General features: G+C 38.0%; 10 protein-coding genes, 1 tRNA gene, 3 pseudogenes and 1 riboswitch. Of the genes and pseudogenes, 10 read left to right on the top strand and 4 right to left on the bottom strand.

Features of this window, described 5'->3' with window-relative positions; translation table 11 throughout:
• Positions 1 to 187 precede the first annotated feature (187 nt).
• From adcAII to HT719_RS11510, 4 genes and pseudogenes are all read left to right on the top strand, one after another.
• Positions 188 to 1,105, top strand: a complete 918-nt coding sequence (gene adcAII, locus HT719_RS03260; protein WP_023940665.1) for a zinc-binding lipoprotein AdcAII — start codon at positions 188 to 190, stop codon at positions 1,103 to 1,105.
• Positions 1,106 to 1,112: 7 nt separating this feature from the next.
• Complete coding sequence (locus HT719_RS03255; protein WP_172928221.1) at positions 1,113 to 3,593, top strand: pneumococcal-type histidine triad protein; 2,481 nt, start codon at positions 1,113 to 1,115, stop codon at positions 3,591 to 3,593.
• Between the two features lie 209 nt (positions 3,594 to 3,802).
• Positions 3,803 to 6,922: a pneumococcal histidine triad protein PhtE gene (gene phtE, locus HT719_RS03250; protein WP_172928219.1), complete on the top strand. Its 3,120-nt coding sequence runs from the start codon at positions 3,803 to 3,805 to the stop codon at positions 6,920 to 6,922.
• Between the two features lie 229 nt (positions 6,923 to 7,151).
• Positions 7,152 to 8,164, top strand: a pseudogene (locus HT719_RS11510) (pneumococcal-type histidine triad protein); the annotation flags it as partial.
• 270 nt (positions 8,165 to 8,434) lie between these two features.
• Here the strand turns inward: HT719_RS11510 and HT719_RS11875 are convergent.
• Positions 8,435 to 8,599, bottom strand: a pseudogene (locus tag HT719_RS11875) (IS110 family transposase); the annotation flags it as partial.
• Here HT719_RS11875 and HT719_RS03235 point away from each other — a divergent pair.
• Positions 8,597 to 9,222: pseudogene (locus HT719_RS03235) on the top strand (HIT family hydrolase); the annotation flags it as partial. The pseudogenes HT719_RS11875 and HT719_RS03235 overlap by 3 nt on opposite strands.
• Before the next feature lie 53 nt (positions 9,223 to 9,275).
• Here the strand turns inward: HT719_RS03235 and pepT are convergent.
• Positions 9,276 to 10,499, bottom strand: coding sequence for a peptidase T (gene pepT, locus HT719_RS03230; protein WP_172928217.1), 1,224 nt, complete (start codon positions 10,497 to 10,499; stop codon positions 9,276 to 9,278).
• Positions 10,500 to 10,653: 154 nt separating this feature from the next.
• On the opposite strand from pepT, the gene hemH reads away from it, so the two are divergent.
• Positions 10,654 to 11,748: a ferrochelatase gene (gene hemH / locus HT719_RS03225; protein WP_172928216.1), complete on the top strand. Its 1,095-nt coding sequence runs from the start codon at positions 10,654 to 10,656 to the stop codon at positions 11,746 to 11,748.
• Between the two features lie 40 nt (positions 11,749 to 11,788).
• Here hemH and mscL read toward each other — a convergent pair whose 3' ends face one another.
• Positions 11,789 to 12,166, bottom strand: a complete 378-nt coding sequence (mscL, locus tag HT719_RS03220) for a large conductance mechanosensitive channel protein MscL (protein ID WP_000916792.1) — start codon at positions 12,164 to 12,166, stop codon at positions 11,789 to 11,791.
• A gap of 81 nt (positions 12,167 to 12,247) precedes the next feature.
• A complete protein-coding gene (locus HT719_RS03215) occupies positions 12,248 to 12,679 on the bottom strand; it encodes a GtrA family protein (protein ID WP_172928214.1) in 432 nt (143 codons plus the stop codon).
• 28 nt (positions 12,680 to 12,707) lie between these two features.
• Positions 12,708 to 12,805: riboswitch (PreQ1 riboswitch) on the top strand.
• On the opposite strand from HT719_RS03215, the gene HT719_RS03210 reads away from it, so the two are divergent.
• From HT719_RS03210 to dapA, 4 genes are all read left to right on the top strand, one after another.
• Positions 12,803 to 13,312, top strand: a complete 510-nt coding sequence (locus tag HT719_RS03210; RefSeq protein WP_000737071.1) for a QueT transporter family protein — start codon at positions 12,803 to 12,805, stop codon at positions 13,310 to 13,312. Its footprint overlaps the riboswitch before it by 3 nt.
• A gap of 99 nt (positions 13,313 to 13,411) precedes the next feature.
• Positions 13,412 to 13,484 (top strand) — tRNA-Thr (locus HT719_RS03205).
• 354 nt (positions 13,485 to 13,838) lie between these two features.
• Positions 13,839 to 14,915, top strand: coding sequence for an aspartate-semialdehyde dehydrogenase (locus HT719_RS03200; RefSeq protein ID WP_054392865.1), 1,077 nt, complete (start codon positions 13,839 to 13,841; stop codon positions 14,913 to 14,915).
• A gap of 55 nt (positions 14,916 to 14,970) precedes the next feature.
• Positions 14,971 to 15,906: a 4-hydroxy-tetrahydrodipicolinate synthase gene (gene dapA / locus HT719_RS03195; RefSeq protein WP_138701835.1), complete on the top strand. Its 936-nt coding sequence runs from the start codon at positions 14,971 to 14,973 to the stop codon at positions 15,904 to 15,906.
• Positions 15,907 to 15,920: the final 14 nt, after the last annotated feature.

Below are 15,920 nucleotides of genomic sequence, written 5' to 3'. Positions count from 1 at the left end.
CGGCTAGCTTCCTAATTTGCTCTTTGATTTTCATTGAGTATATAAAGTGAGAATCTGTTGAGTTGTTGAAACTCAGCAGATTTTTATATGTGAAAGAAATTTCAAATTTTTTCTAAAAATATCTTGACAGATTAAGTTTTTAGGAGTAGAATGTTTACTAGTTAATTAAACAGTTAAGGAGTTGTTCATGAAGAAACAAAATTTATTTTTAGTCTTGTTAAGTGTCTTTCTTTTATTGCTAGGAGCCTGTAGTCAAAAGGAAAGTCAGACAGGAAAGGGGATGAAAATTGTGACCAGTTTTTATCCTATCTACGCTATGGTTAAGGAAGTATCTGGTGACTTGAATGATGTTCGGATGATTCAGTCAAGTAGTGGGATTCACTCCTTTGAACCTTCGGCAAATGATATCGCAGCCATCTATGATGCAGATGTCTTTGTTTACCATTCTCATACACTCGAATCTTGGGCAGGAAGTCTGGATCCAAATCTAAAAAAATCCAAAGTGAAGGTCTTAGAGGCTTCTGAGGGAATGACCTTGGAACGTGTCCCTGGACTAGAGGATGTGGAAGCAGGGGATGGAGTTGATGAAAAAACGCTCTATGACCCTCACACATGGCTAGATCCTGAAAAAGCTGGTGAAGAAGCCCAAATTATCGCTGATAAACTTTCAGAGGTGGATAGTGAGCATAAAGAGACTTATCAAAAAAATGCGCAAGCCTTTATCAAAAAAGCTCAGGAATTGACTAAGAAATTCCAACCAAAATTTGAAAAAGCGACTCAGAAAACATTTGTAACACAACATACAGCCTTTTCTTATCTAGCGAAGAGATTTGGGCTTAATCAACTTGGTATTGCAGGTATCTCTCCTGAACAAGAACCAAGTCCACGACAACTAACAGAAATTCAGGAATTTGTTAAGACCTATAAGGTTAAAACGATTTTTACAGAAAGTAACGCTTCTTCAAAAGTAGCTGAAACTCTTGTCAAATCAACAGGTGTGGGTCTTAAAACTCTGAATCCTTTAGAGTCAGACCCACAAAATGACAAGACCTATTTAGAAAATCTTGAAGAAAATATGAGTATTCTAGCAGAAGAATTAAAGTGAGGAAAGAATGAAAATCAATAAAAAATATCTAGCAGGTTCAGTGGCAGTCCTTGCCCTAAGTGTTTGTTCCTATGAACTTGGTCGTCACCAAGCTGGTCAGGTTAAGAAAGAGTCTAATCGAGTTTCTTATATAGATGGTGATCAGGCTGGTCAAAAGGCAGAAAATTTGACACCAGATGAAGTCAGTAAGAGAGAGGGGATCAACGCCGAACAAATTGTTATCAAGATTACGGATCAAGGTTATGTGACCTCTCATGGAGACCATTATCATTACTATAATGGCAAGGTTCCTTATGATGCCATCATCAGTGAAGAACTTCTCATGAAAGATCCGAATTATCAGTTGAAGGATTCAGACATTGTCAATGAAATCAAGGGTGGCTATGTGATTAAGGTAGACGGAAAATACTATGTTTACCTTAAAGATGCAGCCCATGCGGACAATATTCGGACAAAAGAAGAGATTAAACGTCAGAAGCAGGAACGCAGTCATAATCACAACTCAAGAGCAGATAATGCTGTTGCTGCAGCCAGAGCCCAAGGACGTTATACAACGGATGATGGGTATATCTTCAATGCATTTGATATCATTGAGGACACGGGTGATGCTTATATTGTCCCTCACGGCAATCACTTCCACTATATTCCTAAGAGTGATTTGTCTGCCAGTGAATTAGCTGCTGCCCAAGCCTATTGGAATGGGAAGCAGGGATCTCGTCCTTCTTCAAGTTCTAGTCATAATGCAAATCCAGCTCAACCAAGATTGTCAGAGAACCACAATCTGACTGTCACTCCAACTTATCATCAAAATCAAGGGGAAAACATTTCAAGCCTTTTACGTGAATTGTATGCTAAACCTTTATCAGAACGCCATGTAGAATCTGATGGCCTAGTATTTGATCCGGCACAAATAACATATCGTACAGCCAATGGTGTTGCTGTACCGCACGGAGACCATTATCACTTTATTCCTTATTCACAACTGTCACCTTTGGAAGAAAAATTGGCTCGTATGATTGCTGTTAAGGGACAAAATGGTGCAGTCTTGCCAGGAATGCATTATTTGAAACCAGCACCAAAACCGCAAGTTCAACCATCAACTGAGAAAAAACAAACTGATTTTGCAGTAGAACAGGTTGTTAGAAAAGTTGGAGAAGGCTATGTTGTGGAAATTGCTGGTGTCAGTCACTATGTTTTTGATAAAGACTTGGCTAAGGATAAGATTGATGCTATTGAAAATCTCTTGTCTAAGAAAACTCAAGAGACACATGCTCTAGTTGCTAAAAAAGAAAATGTCGCTCCTCGTGACCAAGAATTTTATGATAAAGCTTACAATCTGTTAACCCAGACTCATAAAGTCTTGTCTGAAAATAAAGGTCGTACTTCTGATTTCCAAGCTTTAGACAAATTAGCAGAACGCTTGAATAATGAATCTTCTAATAAAGTAAAATTGGTAGATGATTTATTGGCATTCCTAGCACCAATTACCCACCCAGAACGCCTTGGCAAACCAAATTCGCAAATTACCTACACTGATGATGAGATTCAAGTAGCCAAGTTGGCAGGCAAGTACACAACAGAAGACGGTTATATCTTTGATCCTCGTGATATAACCAGTGATGAGGGGGATGCCTATGTAACTCCACATATGACCCATAGCCACTGGATTAAAAAAGATAGTTTGTCTGAAGCTGAGAGAGCGGCAGCCCAGGCTTATGCTAAAGAGAAAGGTTTGACCCCTCCTTCGACAGACCATCAGGATTCAGGAAATACTGAGGCAAAAGGAGCAGAAGCTATCTACAACCGCGTGAAAGCAGCTAAGAAGGTGCCACTTGATCGTATGCCTTACAATCTTCAATATACTGTAGAAGTCAAAAACGGTAGTTTAATCATACCTCATTATGACCATTACCATAACATCAAATTTGAGTGGTTTGACGAAGGCCTTTATGAGGCACCTAAGGGGTATACTCTTGAGGATCTTTTGGCGACTGTCAAGTACTATGTCGAACATCCAAACGAACGTCCGCATTCAGATAATGGTTTTGGTAACGCTAGCGACCATGTTCGTAAAAATAAGGCAGACCAAGACAGTAAACCTGATGAAGATAAGGAACATGATGAAGTAAGTGAGCCAACTCACCCTGAATCTGATGAAAAAGAGAATCACGCTGGTTTAAATCCTTCAGCAGATAATCTTTATAAACCAAGCACTGATACGGAAGAGACAGAGGAAGAAGCTGAAGATACTACAGATGAGGCTGAAATTCCTCAAGTAGAGCATTCTGTTATTAACGCTAAGATAGCAGAGGCGGAGGACTTGCTAGAAAAAGTAACAGATTCTAGTATTAGACAAAATGCTATGGAGACATTGACTGGTCTAAAAAGTAGTCTTCTTCTCGGAACGAAAGATAATAACACTATTTCAGCAGAAGTAGATAGTCTCTTGGCTTTGTTAAAAGAAAGTCAACCGGCTCCTATACAGTAGTAAAATGAATGGAGCATATTTTATGGAGAAGTAACCTTTCGTGTTACTTCTCTTTTTTAGAAAAACGTAACAGAAACTTGACAAAAGTAATTTTAAATAGTAAACTATTTACTGGTTAATTAAATGGTTAAATAATCGGTTTAGAAAACTATTTAATAAAGTAAAAGAAGTTGAGAAAAAACTTCATCATTTATTGAAATGAGGGATTTATGAAATTCAGTAAAAAATATATAGCAGCTGGATCAGCTGTTATCGTATCCTTGAGTCTATGTGCCTATGCACTAAACCAGCATCGTTCGCAGGAAAATAAGGACAATAATCGTGTCTCTTATGTAGATGGCAGCCAGTCAAGTCAGAAAAGTGAAAACTTGACACCAGACCAGGTTAGCCAGAAAGAAGGAATTCAGGCCGAGCAAATTGTAATCAAAATTACATATCAGGGCTATGTAACGTCACACGGTGACCACTATCATTACTATAATGGGAAAGTTCCTTATGATGCCCTCTTTAGTGAAGAACTCTTGATGAAGGATCCAAACTATCAACTTAAAGACGCTGATATTGTCAATGAAGTCAAGGGTGGTTATATCATCAAGGTCGATGGAAAATATTATGTCTACCTGAAAGATGCAGCTCATGCTGATAATGTTCGAACTAAAGATGAAATCAATCGTCAAAAACAAGAACATGTCAAAGATAATGAGAAGGTTAACTCTAATGTTGCTGTAGCAAGGTCTCAGGGACGATATACGACAAATGATGGTTATGTCTTTAATCCAGCTGATATTATCGAAGATACGGGTAATGCTTATATCGTTCCTCATGGAGGTCACTATCACTACATTCCCAAAAGCGATTTATCTGCTAGTGAATTAGCAGCAGCTAAAGCACATCTGGCTGGAAAAAATATGCAACCGAGTCAGTTAAGCTATTCTTCAACAGCTAGTGACAATAACACGCAATCTGTAGCAAAAGGATCAACTAGCAAGCCAGCAAATAAATCTGAAAATCTCCAGAGTCTTTTGAAGGAACTCTATGATTCACCTAGCGCCCAACGTTACAGTGAATCAGATGGCCTGGTCTTTGACCCTGCTAAGATTATCAGTCGTACACCAAATGGAGTTGCGATTCCGCATGGCGACCATTACCACTTTATTCCTTACAGCAAGCTTTCTGCCTTAGAAGAAAAGATTGCCAGAATGGTGCCTATCAGTGGAACTGGTTCTACAGTTTCTACAAATGCAAAACCTAATGAAGTAGTGTCTAGTCTAGGCAGTCTTTCAAGCAATCCTTCTTCTTTAACGACAAGTAAGGAGCTCTCTTCAGCATCTGATGGTTATATTTTTAATCCAAAAGATATCGTTGAAGAAACGGCTACAGCTTATATTGTAAGACATGGTGATCATTTCCATTACATTCCAAAATCAAATCAAATTGGGCAACCGACTCTTCCAAACAATAGTCTAGCAACACCTTCTCCATCTCTTCCAATCAATCCAGGAACTTCACATGAGAAACATGAAGAAGATGGATACGGATTTGATGCTAATCGTATTATCGCTGAAGATGAATCAGGTTTTGTCATGAGTCACGGAGACCACAATCATTATTTCTTCAAGAAGGACTTGACAGAAGAGCAAATTAAGGCTGCGCAAAAACATTTAGAGGAAGTTAAAACTAGTCATAATGGATTAGATTCTTTGTCATCTCATGAACAGGATTATCCAAGTAATGCCAAAGAAATGAAAGATTTAGATAAAAAAATCGAAGAAAAAATTGCTGGCATTATGAAACAATATGGTGTCAAACGTGAAAGTATTGTCGTGAATAAAGAAAAAAATGCGATTATTTATCCGCATGGAGATCACCATCATGCAGATCCGATTGATGAACATAAACCGGTTGGAATTGGTCATTCTCACAGTAACTATGAACTGTTTAAACCCGAAGAAGGAGTTGCTAAAAAAGAAGGGAATAAAGTTTATACTGGAGAAGAATTAACGAATGTTGTTAATTTGTTAAAAAATAGTACGTTTAATAATCAAAACTTTACTCTAGCCAATGGTCAAAAACGCGTTTCTTTTAGTTTTCCGCCTGAATTGGAGAAAAAATTAGGTATCAATATGCTAGTAAAATTAATAACACCAGATGGAAAAGTATTGGAGAAAGTATCTGGTAAAGTATTTGGAGAAGGAGTAGGGAATATTGCAAACTTTGAATTAGATCAACCTTATTTACCAGGACAAACATTTAAGTATACTATCGCTTCAAAAGATTATCCAGAAGTAAGTTATGATGGTACATTTACAGTTCCAACCTCTTTAGCTTACAAAATGGCCAGTCAAACGATTTTCTATCCTTTCCATGCAGGGGATACTTATTTAAGAGTGAACCCTCAATTTGCAGTGCCTAAAGGAACTGATGCTTTAGTCAGAGTGTTTGATGAATTTCATGGAAATGCTTATTTAGAAAATAACTATAAAGTTGGTGAAATCAAATTACCGATTCCGAAATTAAACCAAGGAACAACCAGAACGGCCGGAAATAAAATTCCTGTAACCTTCATGGCAAATGCTTATTTGGACAATCAATCGACTTATATTGTGGAAGTACCTATCTTGGAAAAAGAAAATCAAACTGATAAACCAAGTATTCTACCACAATTTAAAAGGAATAAAGCACAAGAAAACTCAAAACTTGATGAAAAGGTAGAAGAACCAAAGACTAGTGAGAAGGTAGAAAAAGAAAAACTTTCTGAAACTGGGAATAGTACTAGTAATTCAACGTTAGAAGAAGTTCCTACAGTGGATCCTGTACAAGAAAAAGTAGCAAAATTTGCTGAAAGTTATGGGATGAAGCTAGAAAATGTCTTGTTTAATATGGACGGAACCATTGAATTATATTTACCATCGGGAGAAGTCATTAAAAAGAATATGGCAGATTTTACAGGAGAAGCACCTCAAGGAAATGGTGAAAATAAACCATCTGAAAATAGAAAAGTACCTACTGGAACAGTTGAGAACCAACCAACAGAAAATAAACCAGCAGATTCTTTACCAGAGGCACCAAACGAAAAACCTGTAAAACCAGAAAACTCAACGGATAATGGAATGTTGAATCCAGAAGGGAATGTGGGGAGTGACCCTATGTTAGATCCAGCATTAGAGGAAGCTCCAGCAGTAGATCCTGTACAAGAAAAATTAGAAAAATTTACAGCTAGTTACGGATTAGGCTTAGATAGTGTTATATTCAATATGGATGGAACGATTGAATTAAGATTGCCAAGTGGAGAAGTGATAAAAAAGAATTTATCTGATCTCATAGCGTAAGGAATAGCAGTAGAAAAAGTCTGAATCAAAAATGAAGTTCTCTCAAAAGTTAGAAATAAAACTCTGACTTTGGGAGAATTTCATTTTATTATTAATATATAAAATTTCTTGACATACAACTTAAAAAGAGGTGGAATATTTACTAGTTAATTAATTGGTTAATTAATTTATTTATTTAATCATTTAATAATGAAGACATCATATAAATAATTATAGAAATGAGGTAATTATGAAATTTAAAAAGAAATATATAGCAGCTGGATCTGTTGTTATCCTTTCCTTAAGTCTGTGTGTTTATGCTCTGAACCAACATAGCTAACAGGCCAATACAGATAAAAATCGTGTTTCATATGTAAACAGTAATAAAGACACTAAGAAGACTGAAAATTTGACTCCAGACTAGGTTAGTCAAAAAGAAGGAATTCAAGCAAAACAAATTGTTATTAAGATTACAGGTCAAGGTTATGTAACTTCTCATGGCGATCATTATCACTGCTATAATGGTAAAGTTCCTTTTGATGCGCTCTTTAGTGAAGAGCCATTAATGAAAGCCCCCAACTATCAGCTGAAAGATCAAGATATCGTCAGTTAGGTTAAGGGAGGATATAGTATTAAGGTAGATGGAAAGTATTATGTTTACCTTAAAGATTAAGCTCATGCAGAAAATGTACGAACAAAAGATGAAATCAATCGCCAAAAACAAGAACATGGTAAAGACGATAAAGGAGCTAGTGCAGAAGTATCTGTAGCAAAATTACAGGGACGTTATACTACCGATGATGGTTATATATAGTGAGTTGAATTTAGAATAGCACATCATAGTTTCTAAATCATTGTTAGAAATTACTTTAAAATCCCCTTATCAATTTGCTCATATTCTATTTCAACCTACTATAGTACCACATGGTGGTCACTATCATTTCATTCCTGAGAGTGACTTGTCGGCAGGTGAATTAGCAGCCACATATGTTTTTAACCCTAATGATATTGTCAGAGATATAGGTGATGCTTATATAGTAAGACATGGGGAACACTATCACTATATTCCTAAGTCATCTCTTAACAATCCCCCATCACACTCTAACACGGAAGAGGTAGGAAGTTCTTCTAGTTCTGTATTAAGTAATCCGTCACTACATGTCCACCATGAGGAAGAAGATGGTCATGGTTTTTGATGCCAATCGAATTATAAGTGAAGATTCAGAAGGTTTTGTGATTCCTCATGGCGACCACAATCACTACATCAAGGTTCAAACTAAGGGATATGAAGCGGCTTTGAAAAACAAGATTCCATCCCTGCAATCCAACTATCAACCTGGAACTTTTGATGAGAAGGCAGTCTTGGCAAAAGTAGATCAACTTCTAGCTGATAGCAGAAGCATCTACAAAGACAGATTGAGTTAGCTTTAGGTCAGTTTACTGAAAGTTTGAAAAAAATAAAAGTTAGTTGATTGATTACTTCTCTAAATTTTGGGCACACTAAAAAGAGGTCTTGACACCTAAACTTTAAAATTAAAGCATATTGAATCCGTGCTGCTGTGCGAAGCGAATAGCGTCTTGGACGAACATTGTCTTATCTGGATTTCTTATTTCTGTAAGGCCTTGTAATCTTGGATTATAACTCTCCTGTTTTAGGAGTACATGGTAGATAGCAACCAATAATCTGCGACAGATAGCAAGGAAGAAGTAGAAAGTCTTTTGAGCAAGGCAAATCAACTCTTGGAACAACTCCATGAAGAAGGAATCAGACAATCCTTGGCAGAAGAAGTAGAAAATCTAAAAGCTGCCACAAACAAGGCTGATGCAGACTTGGATGAAGTAAACAGTCAGGTAAAAGATGTTTTGACTCGTATCGCTAGCGCCCTTCAACAAGAAAAGGAAAATGCTGAGCAAGATTCTCAGACACTTGTACTCTATCAAAAACTCTACGATATTCTCATGTCGCTTCACTCTTATTTAGAAAGTAATAATGGATCTGATGCGGACTTTGATAAGGTGGATGCATTATTAGATCAACTTTCTGCTAATAGTAAAGACAAAACAGCTTTACTTGAATCGACAAAAGCTTGAATCATCAAATCCAGTCAAAAGCTAGCGCAAGTGAAGAAACAAGTCCAGCAAGAAATGCTGAAGCAAATGGTGATAACACCAGTGCTGAGAACCAACCAAACGCAACTGCAGAATCTAACATTGAAACTGCTAGCGACGAAAACAAACCAAGCAATACAAGAGATTCTAAACCTGCTGAACCAGCTTCAGAAAAGGTAACAACAGAATCTACAACAAGTACTGGAAGCTAAGAAAAACCAGCAGAATAAAAAGAAAGGCGAAGTAGCTGAGCTACCTCGTCTTTTTAGCCTTTATAAGCTACGATACCAATGATGGTATCAACTGCACGTTCCATAGTCTGAAGGCTAACGTATTCAAAACGACCGTGCATGTTCTCGCCACCAGCAAAGATATTGGGAGTTGGGATTCCCATAAAGGAAATCTTAGAGCCGTCTGTCCCTCCACGGATTGGTTCGATAATAGGAGTGATACCTAGATCTTCCATAACGGCTTTAGCAACGGTAATTGGAGTCATATCTTTTTCAATGACTTCTTTCATATTGTAGTACTGGTCTGTCAAGTTGAGAGTGACACGGTTGCTCCCAAGTTCTTCATTCATCTTATCAGCGATAGATTGCATGGATGCTTTACGCGCTTCAAAGGCATCTTTTTCAAAATCACGAATAATGTAGCTTGCACGCGCCTCCTCGACACTACCAGTCACATCCATAAGATGGTAGAACCCTTGGTAACCATCCGTTAACTCAGGTCGGTCATTTTCTGGAAGTTGATTATGAAAATCAATTGCTAGCTGAAGGGCGTTGACCATCTGCCCTTTGGCAGTACCAGGGTGGACATTACGGCCTTGGAAATGCAATTCAGCACCCGCTGCTGAAAAGGTCTCGTACTGAAGCTCACCTAGTGGGCCACCATCAACAGTGTAAGCAAAATCAACATCAAAATCTTCTGCATCAAATTTATTAGCACCAACACCGATTTCCTCATCTGGACCAAAACCAACACGAATTTCACAGTGTTTGATTTCAGGATGAGCAGTCAGATATTCAATAGCAGTCATAATTTCAGCAATTCCTGACTTGTCATCAGCCCCTAGCAAGGTTGTTCCATCTGTTGTGATGAGCGTTTGTCCTGGATATTTTTCAAGACTCTTGAAGTCAGCTGGATCGAGTTTGAAACCAGAATTTCCAAGTTCAATCACACCACCATCGTAGTTTTCAATTACCTGGGGATTAACTCCTTCGGCATTAAAGTCAGCAGTATCCATGTGGGAGATAAAGCCAATCTTACGCGTTAAAGATGGATCATTGGCTGGTAAGGTCCCAATTGCAAAACCATTTGGAAGGTAGTAGACGTTTTGCAGTCCAACACGTTTCATTTCTGGAATAAGGACATTGGTTGCGAAGTCAACCTGACTCTGTGTACTTGGAGTAGTAGTAGAGTGTTCATCAGAGCGCGTGTTGACCTTAACGTAGGTTAGGAAGCGATCCAAGAGATTTGGATAAGTCATAAAAAAACTCCTTTTGAATTCATTTTTTCCATTGTATCATAGAAAGAAGAGAAAAACAAAAGACAGAAGTTAGGGCAATCTGCTATGTTAGCGTTTACTTATCAGTGGATTCATGATAAAATAAACTTGATAAAAATATCACAAGGAAGCGATTATGAAAAAAGCAATTTTAATGATGACCTTCGGTTCGCCAGAAGAGATTACCTTTGAAGGTGTGGCTGATTTTTTCACAAATATTCGTCGTGGAGTGAGACCTCAAGACCACGAGATTCAAACTCTCTATGATAATTATGTACGAATTGGAGGCACGCCTCTGCAAAAAATTACCCGTGAAGAGGTTGCCTTGGTAGAAGCTAGGCTAGGAAATGAATATAGTGTCTATTTTGCCAATAAGTTTTCCAGCCCTTTTATTCCAGATGTGATTGGTCAGATGGAAGCAGACGGCATTGAACAGTGTATTTGTTTGATTGTGGAGCCTCATTATTCTTTCTACTCTGTCATGGGCTATGAAAAATTTTTAGAAAGCAAACAAATTCAATTTTTGGTCATTAAGGACTGGTATCAGGAAGAAGCACTTTTAAACTATTGGGCAGATGAAATTGCTAAAATTTTAAAAGAAGAAGTAAAGCAGGATAGCTTTAAAGTCATCTTTTCAGCCCATAGTGTGCCCATTTTTGCCTTGGATTTTGGAGATCCTTATATCGATCAAATTTTCGAAAATAGCAAGTTAGTTGCTGAAAAACTAGGTTTGAGTTCCGATCAATATACAAATACCTGGCAAAGTGAGAGTGATATTGGGATTCCATGGATTAAGCCAGATGTTTTGGAGTATCTCAGAGAACAGACAGAACATCCAGACCATTATATTTTTGTTCCAATCAGCTTTATCAGTGAGCACATTGAAGTCTTGTTTGATAATGATGTGGAATGTTATGACTTGTGTCAGGAATTTGGGGTAAACTACCATCGTCCACCAATGCCAAATACAGATTCTCGCTTGATTGATGCCTTGGTCAATACAGTCAGAGCCAATGAGGACAAAGAGTTTAAGGAATTTCTCCCAGAAGAAGAAACCTTTGATGAGTTAGTTCCTTCAGATGAGACGAAAAACATTTTGGCCGAATCTCAAGATTTACAAATGCCAGAATTTGTGAAAAAACTGATTGAGAAAAAAGGACGGGAGAATGTTAAGATGCCTTATCTTATCAAGAAGATGCTAGAAAAAGTAGGCAAGTTGCCCAAAGAGTAAAGAAAAAGGATTTAGCTTTGTGCTAGATCCTTTTAAACGATTATTTTTTCTCAAGAAGAGCTTTGATTTCTTGAAGTACTTCCAATTCGGTTGGTTTTTTTTCGTCAGTTTTTTCTTCCTTTATGCCAGTCAGTTTCTGTGCTTTTTCAATACCCTTGATAATAAAGAAGAGGGCGGTACCCACAAAGATAAAATTGATAATAGCACTTAAAAAGTTACCATAGCCGACTCCATGCCAAGAAAGTTGAGCAATACGTTCGACTTTAGCAGCTTTCAAAGCGGGATTTAAAATAAGAGGAGTGATAATGTCGTTTACAAGTGAAGTAACGATAGCACCAAAAGCAGAGGCAATGACAACACCGACAGCAAGGTCAATAACATTTCCTCGAAGCAAGAATGATTTTAGATTTTTTAACATACTGTTTTCCTTTCAACGTTTCGTGTTTCATTGTATCCTAAATCATTATAGAAGGCAATTAAAAGGCTCATAAATGGAGCATTATTTTCTAAAAATATAGACCTTGCTCAAGATATAATTGATGATAATAATGAGTATTTGTGCAATTATTGTTTCAATAGCATTTATCTTATCAATGTTTTCATTTACGAATTGACCTATGATGTGAGGAAATTGGGTTACAAAGAGAAAAGTTAAAAACAAGTCTAACAGAAAAGTAGAAAGGCGGGCAAGAGAAAATTTCACTAAACGAATAAGGCGATTATTCCTTGCTTGCTTAAATACAATCGTATCATTTGTGATAAAGGCAAATAAGATACCAATACTATTTGCTAGGGCAGTAGCAAAGAGTTCCTGATGATTTAGTTGATAAATGACTAGTCGTGAGAGAATCGAAACTAGAGTTGTCGCAAGGCCAAAAAAGAGATAGGCTAAGATTTCGTTGTTAAAAAATTTTTGAATACGAATTTTCATGCTTTAAGTATAGCATAAAGTAGGCTATTGTGCTATACTAGTAAGGTTGAATAAAGCAACCCTTGGTGCTTAGCTTCTTTCACCAAGCATATTACACGCGGATAACCCGCTAAAGGAGAAAAGATGAAAAAATTAACTATTCGTGATGTTGCAGACATTGCAATCGTTGCTGCTATTTATGTCGTTTTGACTGTCACACCGCCCCTAAATGCCATCAGCTATGGTGCTTATCAGTTTCGTATTTCAGAAATGATGAACTTTATGGCTTTTTACAATCCCAAGTACATCATCGGAGTTACTATCGGTTGTATGATTGCTAATTTCTTTAGCTTCGGACTACTAGATGTTTTTGTTGGTGGCGGATCAACCTTGGTATTCCTCAGTTTAGGTGTTTGGCTTTTTGCAAAATATAGCAAGGATTACCTCTTTAACGGATTGATTCGAAAAGATCATTTCTTCTTTTCAATCCTCTTTTCAATTTCCATGTTTACTATCGCTGCAGAGTTAAATATTGTAGCAGAATTACCATTTTTCCTTACTTGGTTTACAACAGGTATCGGTGAATTTGCCTCATTGATTATTGGAGCGATTATTATCGGTAAAATTGGTCGTCGAATTGATTTAAGCAAATAGAAGAAGATAAGCTAGGTAGCCTTTACCTGGCTTTTTCTTATAGAAAATTTCTAAGGAAACTTGACAAGCTTTTCTGATTATAGTATACTTTTCAAGTAAGCTGATTTAGCTCAGTTGGCAGAGCGCATCCATGGTAAGGATGAGGTCGCCGGTTCAATCCCGGCAATTAGCATGATAGAAACAAAATGACCTTGGGAGATCAAGGTTTTTCTTATTGACCTGTATAAATGAAGTTAAAGCGTTTCGTCTGTTGACAAAAGTCATTCTCTTTAGTAGAATAGAAGGTGCGATGAGTCGATAGGTAGTCTTCGGGCTACTATTGAGCATAAGGAGGTCATAACGCAGGAGCGGACCTTGATGAGTTGTGTGAACCTGCTCATCACATGAAGATGCCTCTTAGTCCCTAGTCTATCGACTGGGGATTTTTATTTTTCAAAAAATGATGAAAAAGCTTTGCAATTCATGGAAAAAGTAGTATAATACTTCTATTATAGAAATTTTTAGAAAATTCCGAAAGAGGTTATTTATGGGATATACAGTTGCTGTAGTCGGCGCGACAGGTGCTGTCGGTGCTCAGATGATAAAAATGTTGGAAGAATCAACACTTCCAATCGATAAAATTCGTTTACTTGCTTCTGCACGTTCAGCAGGCAAGACTTTGAAATTTAAAGACCAAGATATTACGATTGAAGAAACGACTGAGACAGCTTTTGAGGGAGTTGATATTGCTCTCTTTTCAGCAGGTGGTTCGACATCAGCTAAGTATGCACCATACGCAGTTAAAGCTGGAGCGGTAGTAGTAGATAATACATCTTACTTCCGTCAAAATCCAGACGTTCCTTTGGTTGTTCCAGAGGTCAATGCTCACGCACTTGATGCCCACAATGGGATCATTGCCTGCCCTAACTGTTCAACAATTCAAATGATGGTGGCTCTTGAGCCAGTTCGCCAAAAATGGGGCTTGGACCGTATCATTGTTTCAACCTACCAAGCAGTTTCAGGTGCTGGTATGGGAGCAATTCTTGAGACACAACGTGAACTTCGTGAAGTCTTGAATGATGGTGTAAACCCACGTGATTTGCATGCGGAAATCTTGCCTTCAGGTGGTGATAAGAAACATTATCCTATCGCTTTTAATGCTCTTCCACAAATCGATGTCTTCACTGACAATGATTACACTTACGAAGAGATGAAGATGACCAAGGAAACTAAGAAAATCATGGAAGATGATAGCATTGCAGTATCTGCAACATGTGTTCGTATTCCAGTCTTGTCAGCTCACTCTGAGTCAGTTTATATCGAAACAAAAGAAGTGGCTCCAATCGAAGAAGTAAAAGCAGCTATCGCAGCCTTCCCAGGCGCTGTTCTTGAAGATGATGTAGCTCATCAAATCTATCCTCAAGCTATCAATGCAGTTGGTTCACGTGATACCTTTGTTGGTCGTATCCGTAAAGACTTGGATGCTGAAAAAGGAATTCACATGTGGATTGTTTCAGACAACCTTCTCAAAGGTGCTGCTTGGAACTCAGTTCAGATTGCTGAAACTCTCCACGAACGTGGATTGGTTCGTCCAACTGCCGAATTGAAATTTGAATTAAAATAGTCATATCGTTTAGGAGTTCAGATGAACTCCTTCTTTGAAATAGAGAGGTGTTTTCATGTCTTATCAAGATTTAAAAGAGTGTAAAATCATCACGGCCTTTATTACTCCCTTCCACGAGGATGGTTCCATTAACTTTGATGCTATTCCAGCCTTGATTGAGCATTTATTGGCCCATCATACAGATGGTATTCTTCTCGCAGGAACGACTGCTGAGAGTCCAACTTTGACCCACGATGAGGAGTTGGAACTCTTTGCGGCTGTACAAAAGATTGTCAATGGACGTGTCCCTTTGATTGCGGGTGTAGGTACCAATGATACGCGAGACTCGATCGAGTTTGTCAAAGAAGTAGCGGAATTTGGCGGTTTTGCTGCTGGTCTTGCTATTGTTCCTTACTACAACAAACCTTCTCAAGAAGGGATGTATCAGCACTTTAAGGCTATTGCAGATGCTTCTGACCTACCAATTATTATCTATAATATTCCAGGTCGTGTGGTTGTCGAATTGACTCCAGAAACTATGCTTCGTTTGGCTGACCATCCAAATATTATTGGTGTCAAAGAATGTACTAGCTTGGCCAATATGGCTTACTTGATTGAGCACAAGCCTGAAGAATTCTTGATTTATACAGGTGAGGATGGAGATGCTTTCCATGCCATGAACCTTGGTGCGGATGGGGTTATTTCTGTTGCCTCTCATACAAATGGGGATGAAATGCACGAGATGTTTACTGCCATTGCAGAAAGCGACATGAAGAAAGCAGCGGCTATTCAGCGTCAATTCATTCCTAAGGTCAATGCCCTCTTCTCTTATCCAAGTCCTGCTCCTGTTAAGGCCGTTCTTAACTATATGGGATTTGAAGCTGGTCCAACTCGATTACCTCTAGTTCCAGCACCAGAAGAAGATGCCAAACGCATTATCAAGGTTGTTGTAGATGGTGACTACGAAGCGACTAAGGCAACTGTAACAGGGGTTTTAAGACCAGATTACTAATAAGACAATAAAAT

The organism is Streptococcus sp. k-378 (assembly GCF_013277505.1).
GTDB classification, from domain to species: Bacteria; Bacillota; Bacilli; order Lactobacillales; family Streptococcaceae; genus Streptococcus; species Streptococcus pseudopneumoniae.
This window is presented reverse-complemented; position numbering and strand designations above follow the sequence as displayed.

What these genes read in the sequence shown, in the direction of transcription:
- HT719_RS03210 (WP_000737071.1), top strand. Translation starts at nt 12,803, where the DNA reads ATGAAAAAATTAACTATTCGTGATGTTGCAGACATTGCAATCGTTGCT.
- dapA (WP_138701835.1), top strand. Translation starts at nt 14,971, where the DNA reads ATGTCTTATCAAGATTTAAAAGAGTGTAAAATCATCACGGCCTTTATT.
- hemH (WP_172928216.1), top strand. Translation starts at nt 10,654, where the DNA reads ATGAAAAAAGCAATTTTAATGATGACCTTCGGTTCGCCAGAAGAGATT.
- pepT (WP_172928217.1), bottom strand. Translation starts at nt 10,499, where the DNA reads ATGACTTATCCAAATCTCTTGGATCGCTTCCTAACCTACGTTAAGGTC.
- adcAII (WP_023940665.1), top strand. Translation starts at nt 188, where the DNA reads ATGAAGAAACAAAATTTATTTTTAGTCTTGTTAAGTGTCTTTCTTTTA.
- mscL (WP_000916792.1), bottom strand. Translation starts at nt 12,166, where the DNA reads ATGTTAAAAAATCTAAAATCATTCTTGCTTCGAGGAAATGTTATTGAC.
- HT719_RS03200 (WP_054392865.1), top strand. Translation starts at nt 13,839, where the DNA reads ATGGGATATACAGTTGCTGTAGTCGGCGCGACAGGTGCTGTCGGTGCT.
- phtE (WP_172928219.1), top strand. Translation starts at nt 3,803, where the DNA reads ATGAAATTCAGTAAAAAATATATAGCAGCTGGATCAGCTGTTATCGTA.
- HT719_RS03215 (WP_172928214.1), bottom strand. Translation starts at nt 12,679, where the DNA reads ATGAAAATTCGTATTCAAAAATTTTTTAACAACGAAATCTTAGCCTAT.
- HT719_RS03255 (WP_172928221.1), top strand. Translation starts at nt 1,113, where the DNA reads ATGAAAATCAATAAAAAATATCTAGCAGGTTCAGTGGCAGTCCTTGCC.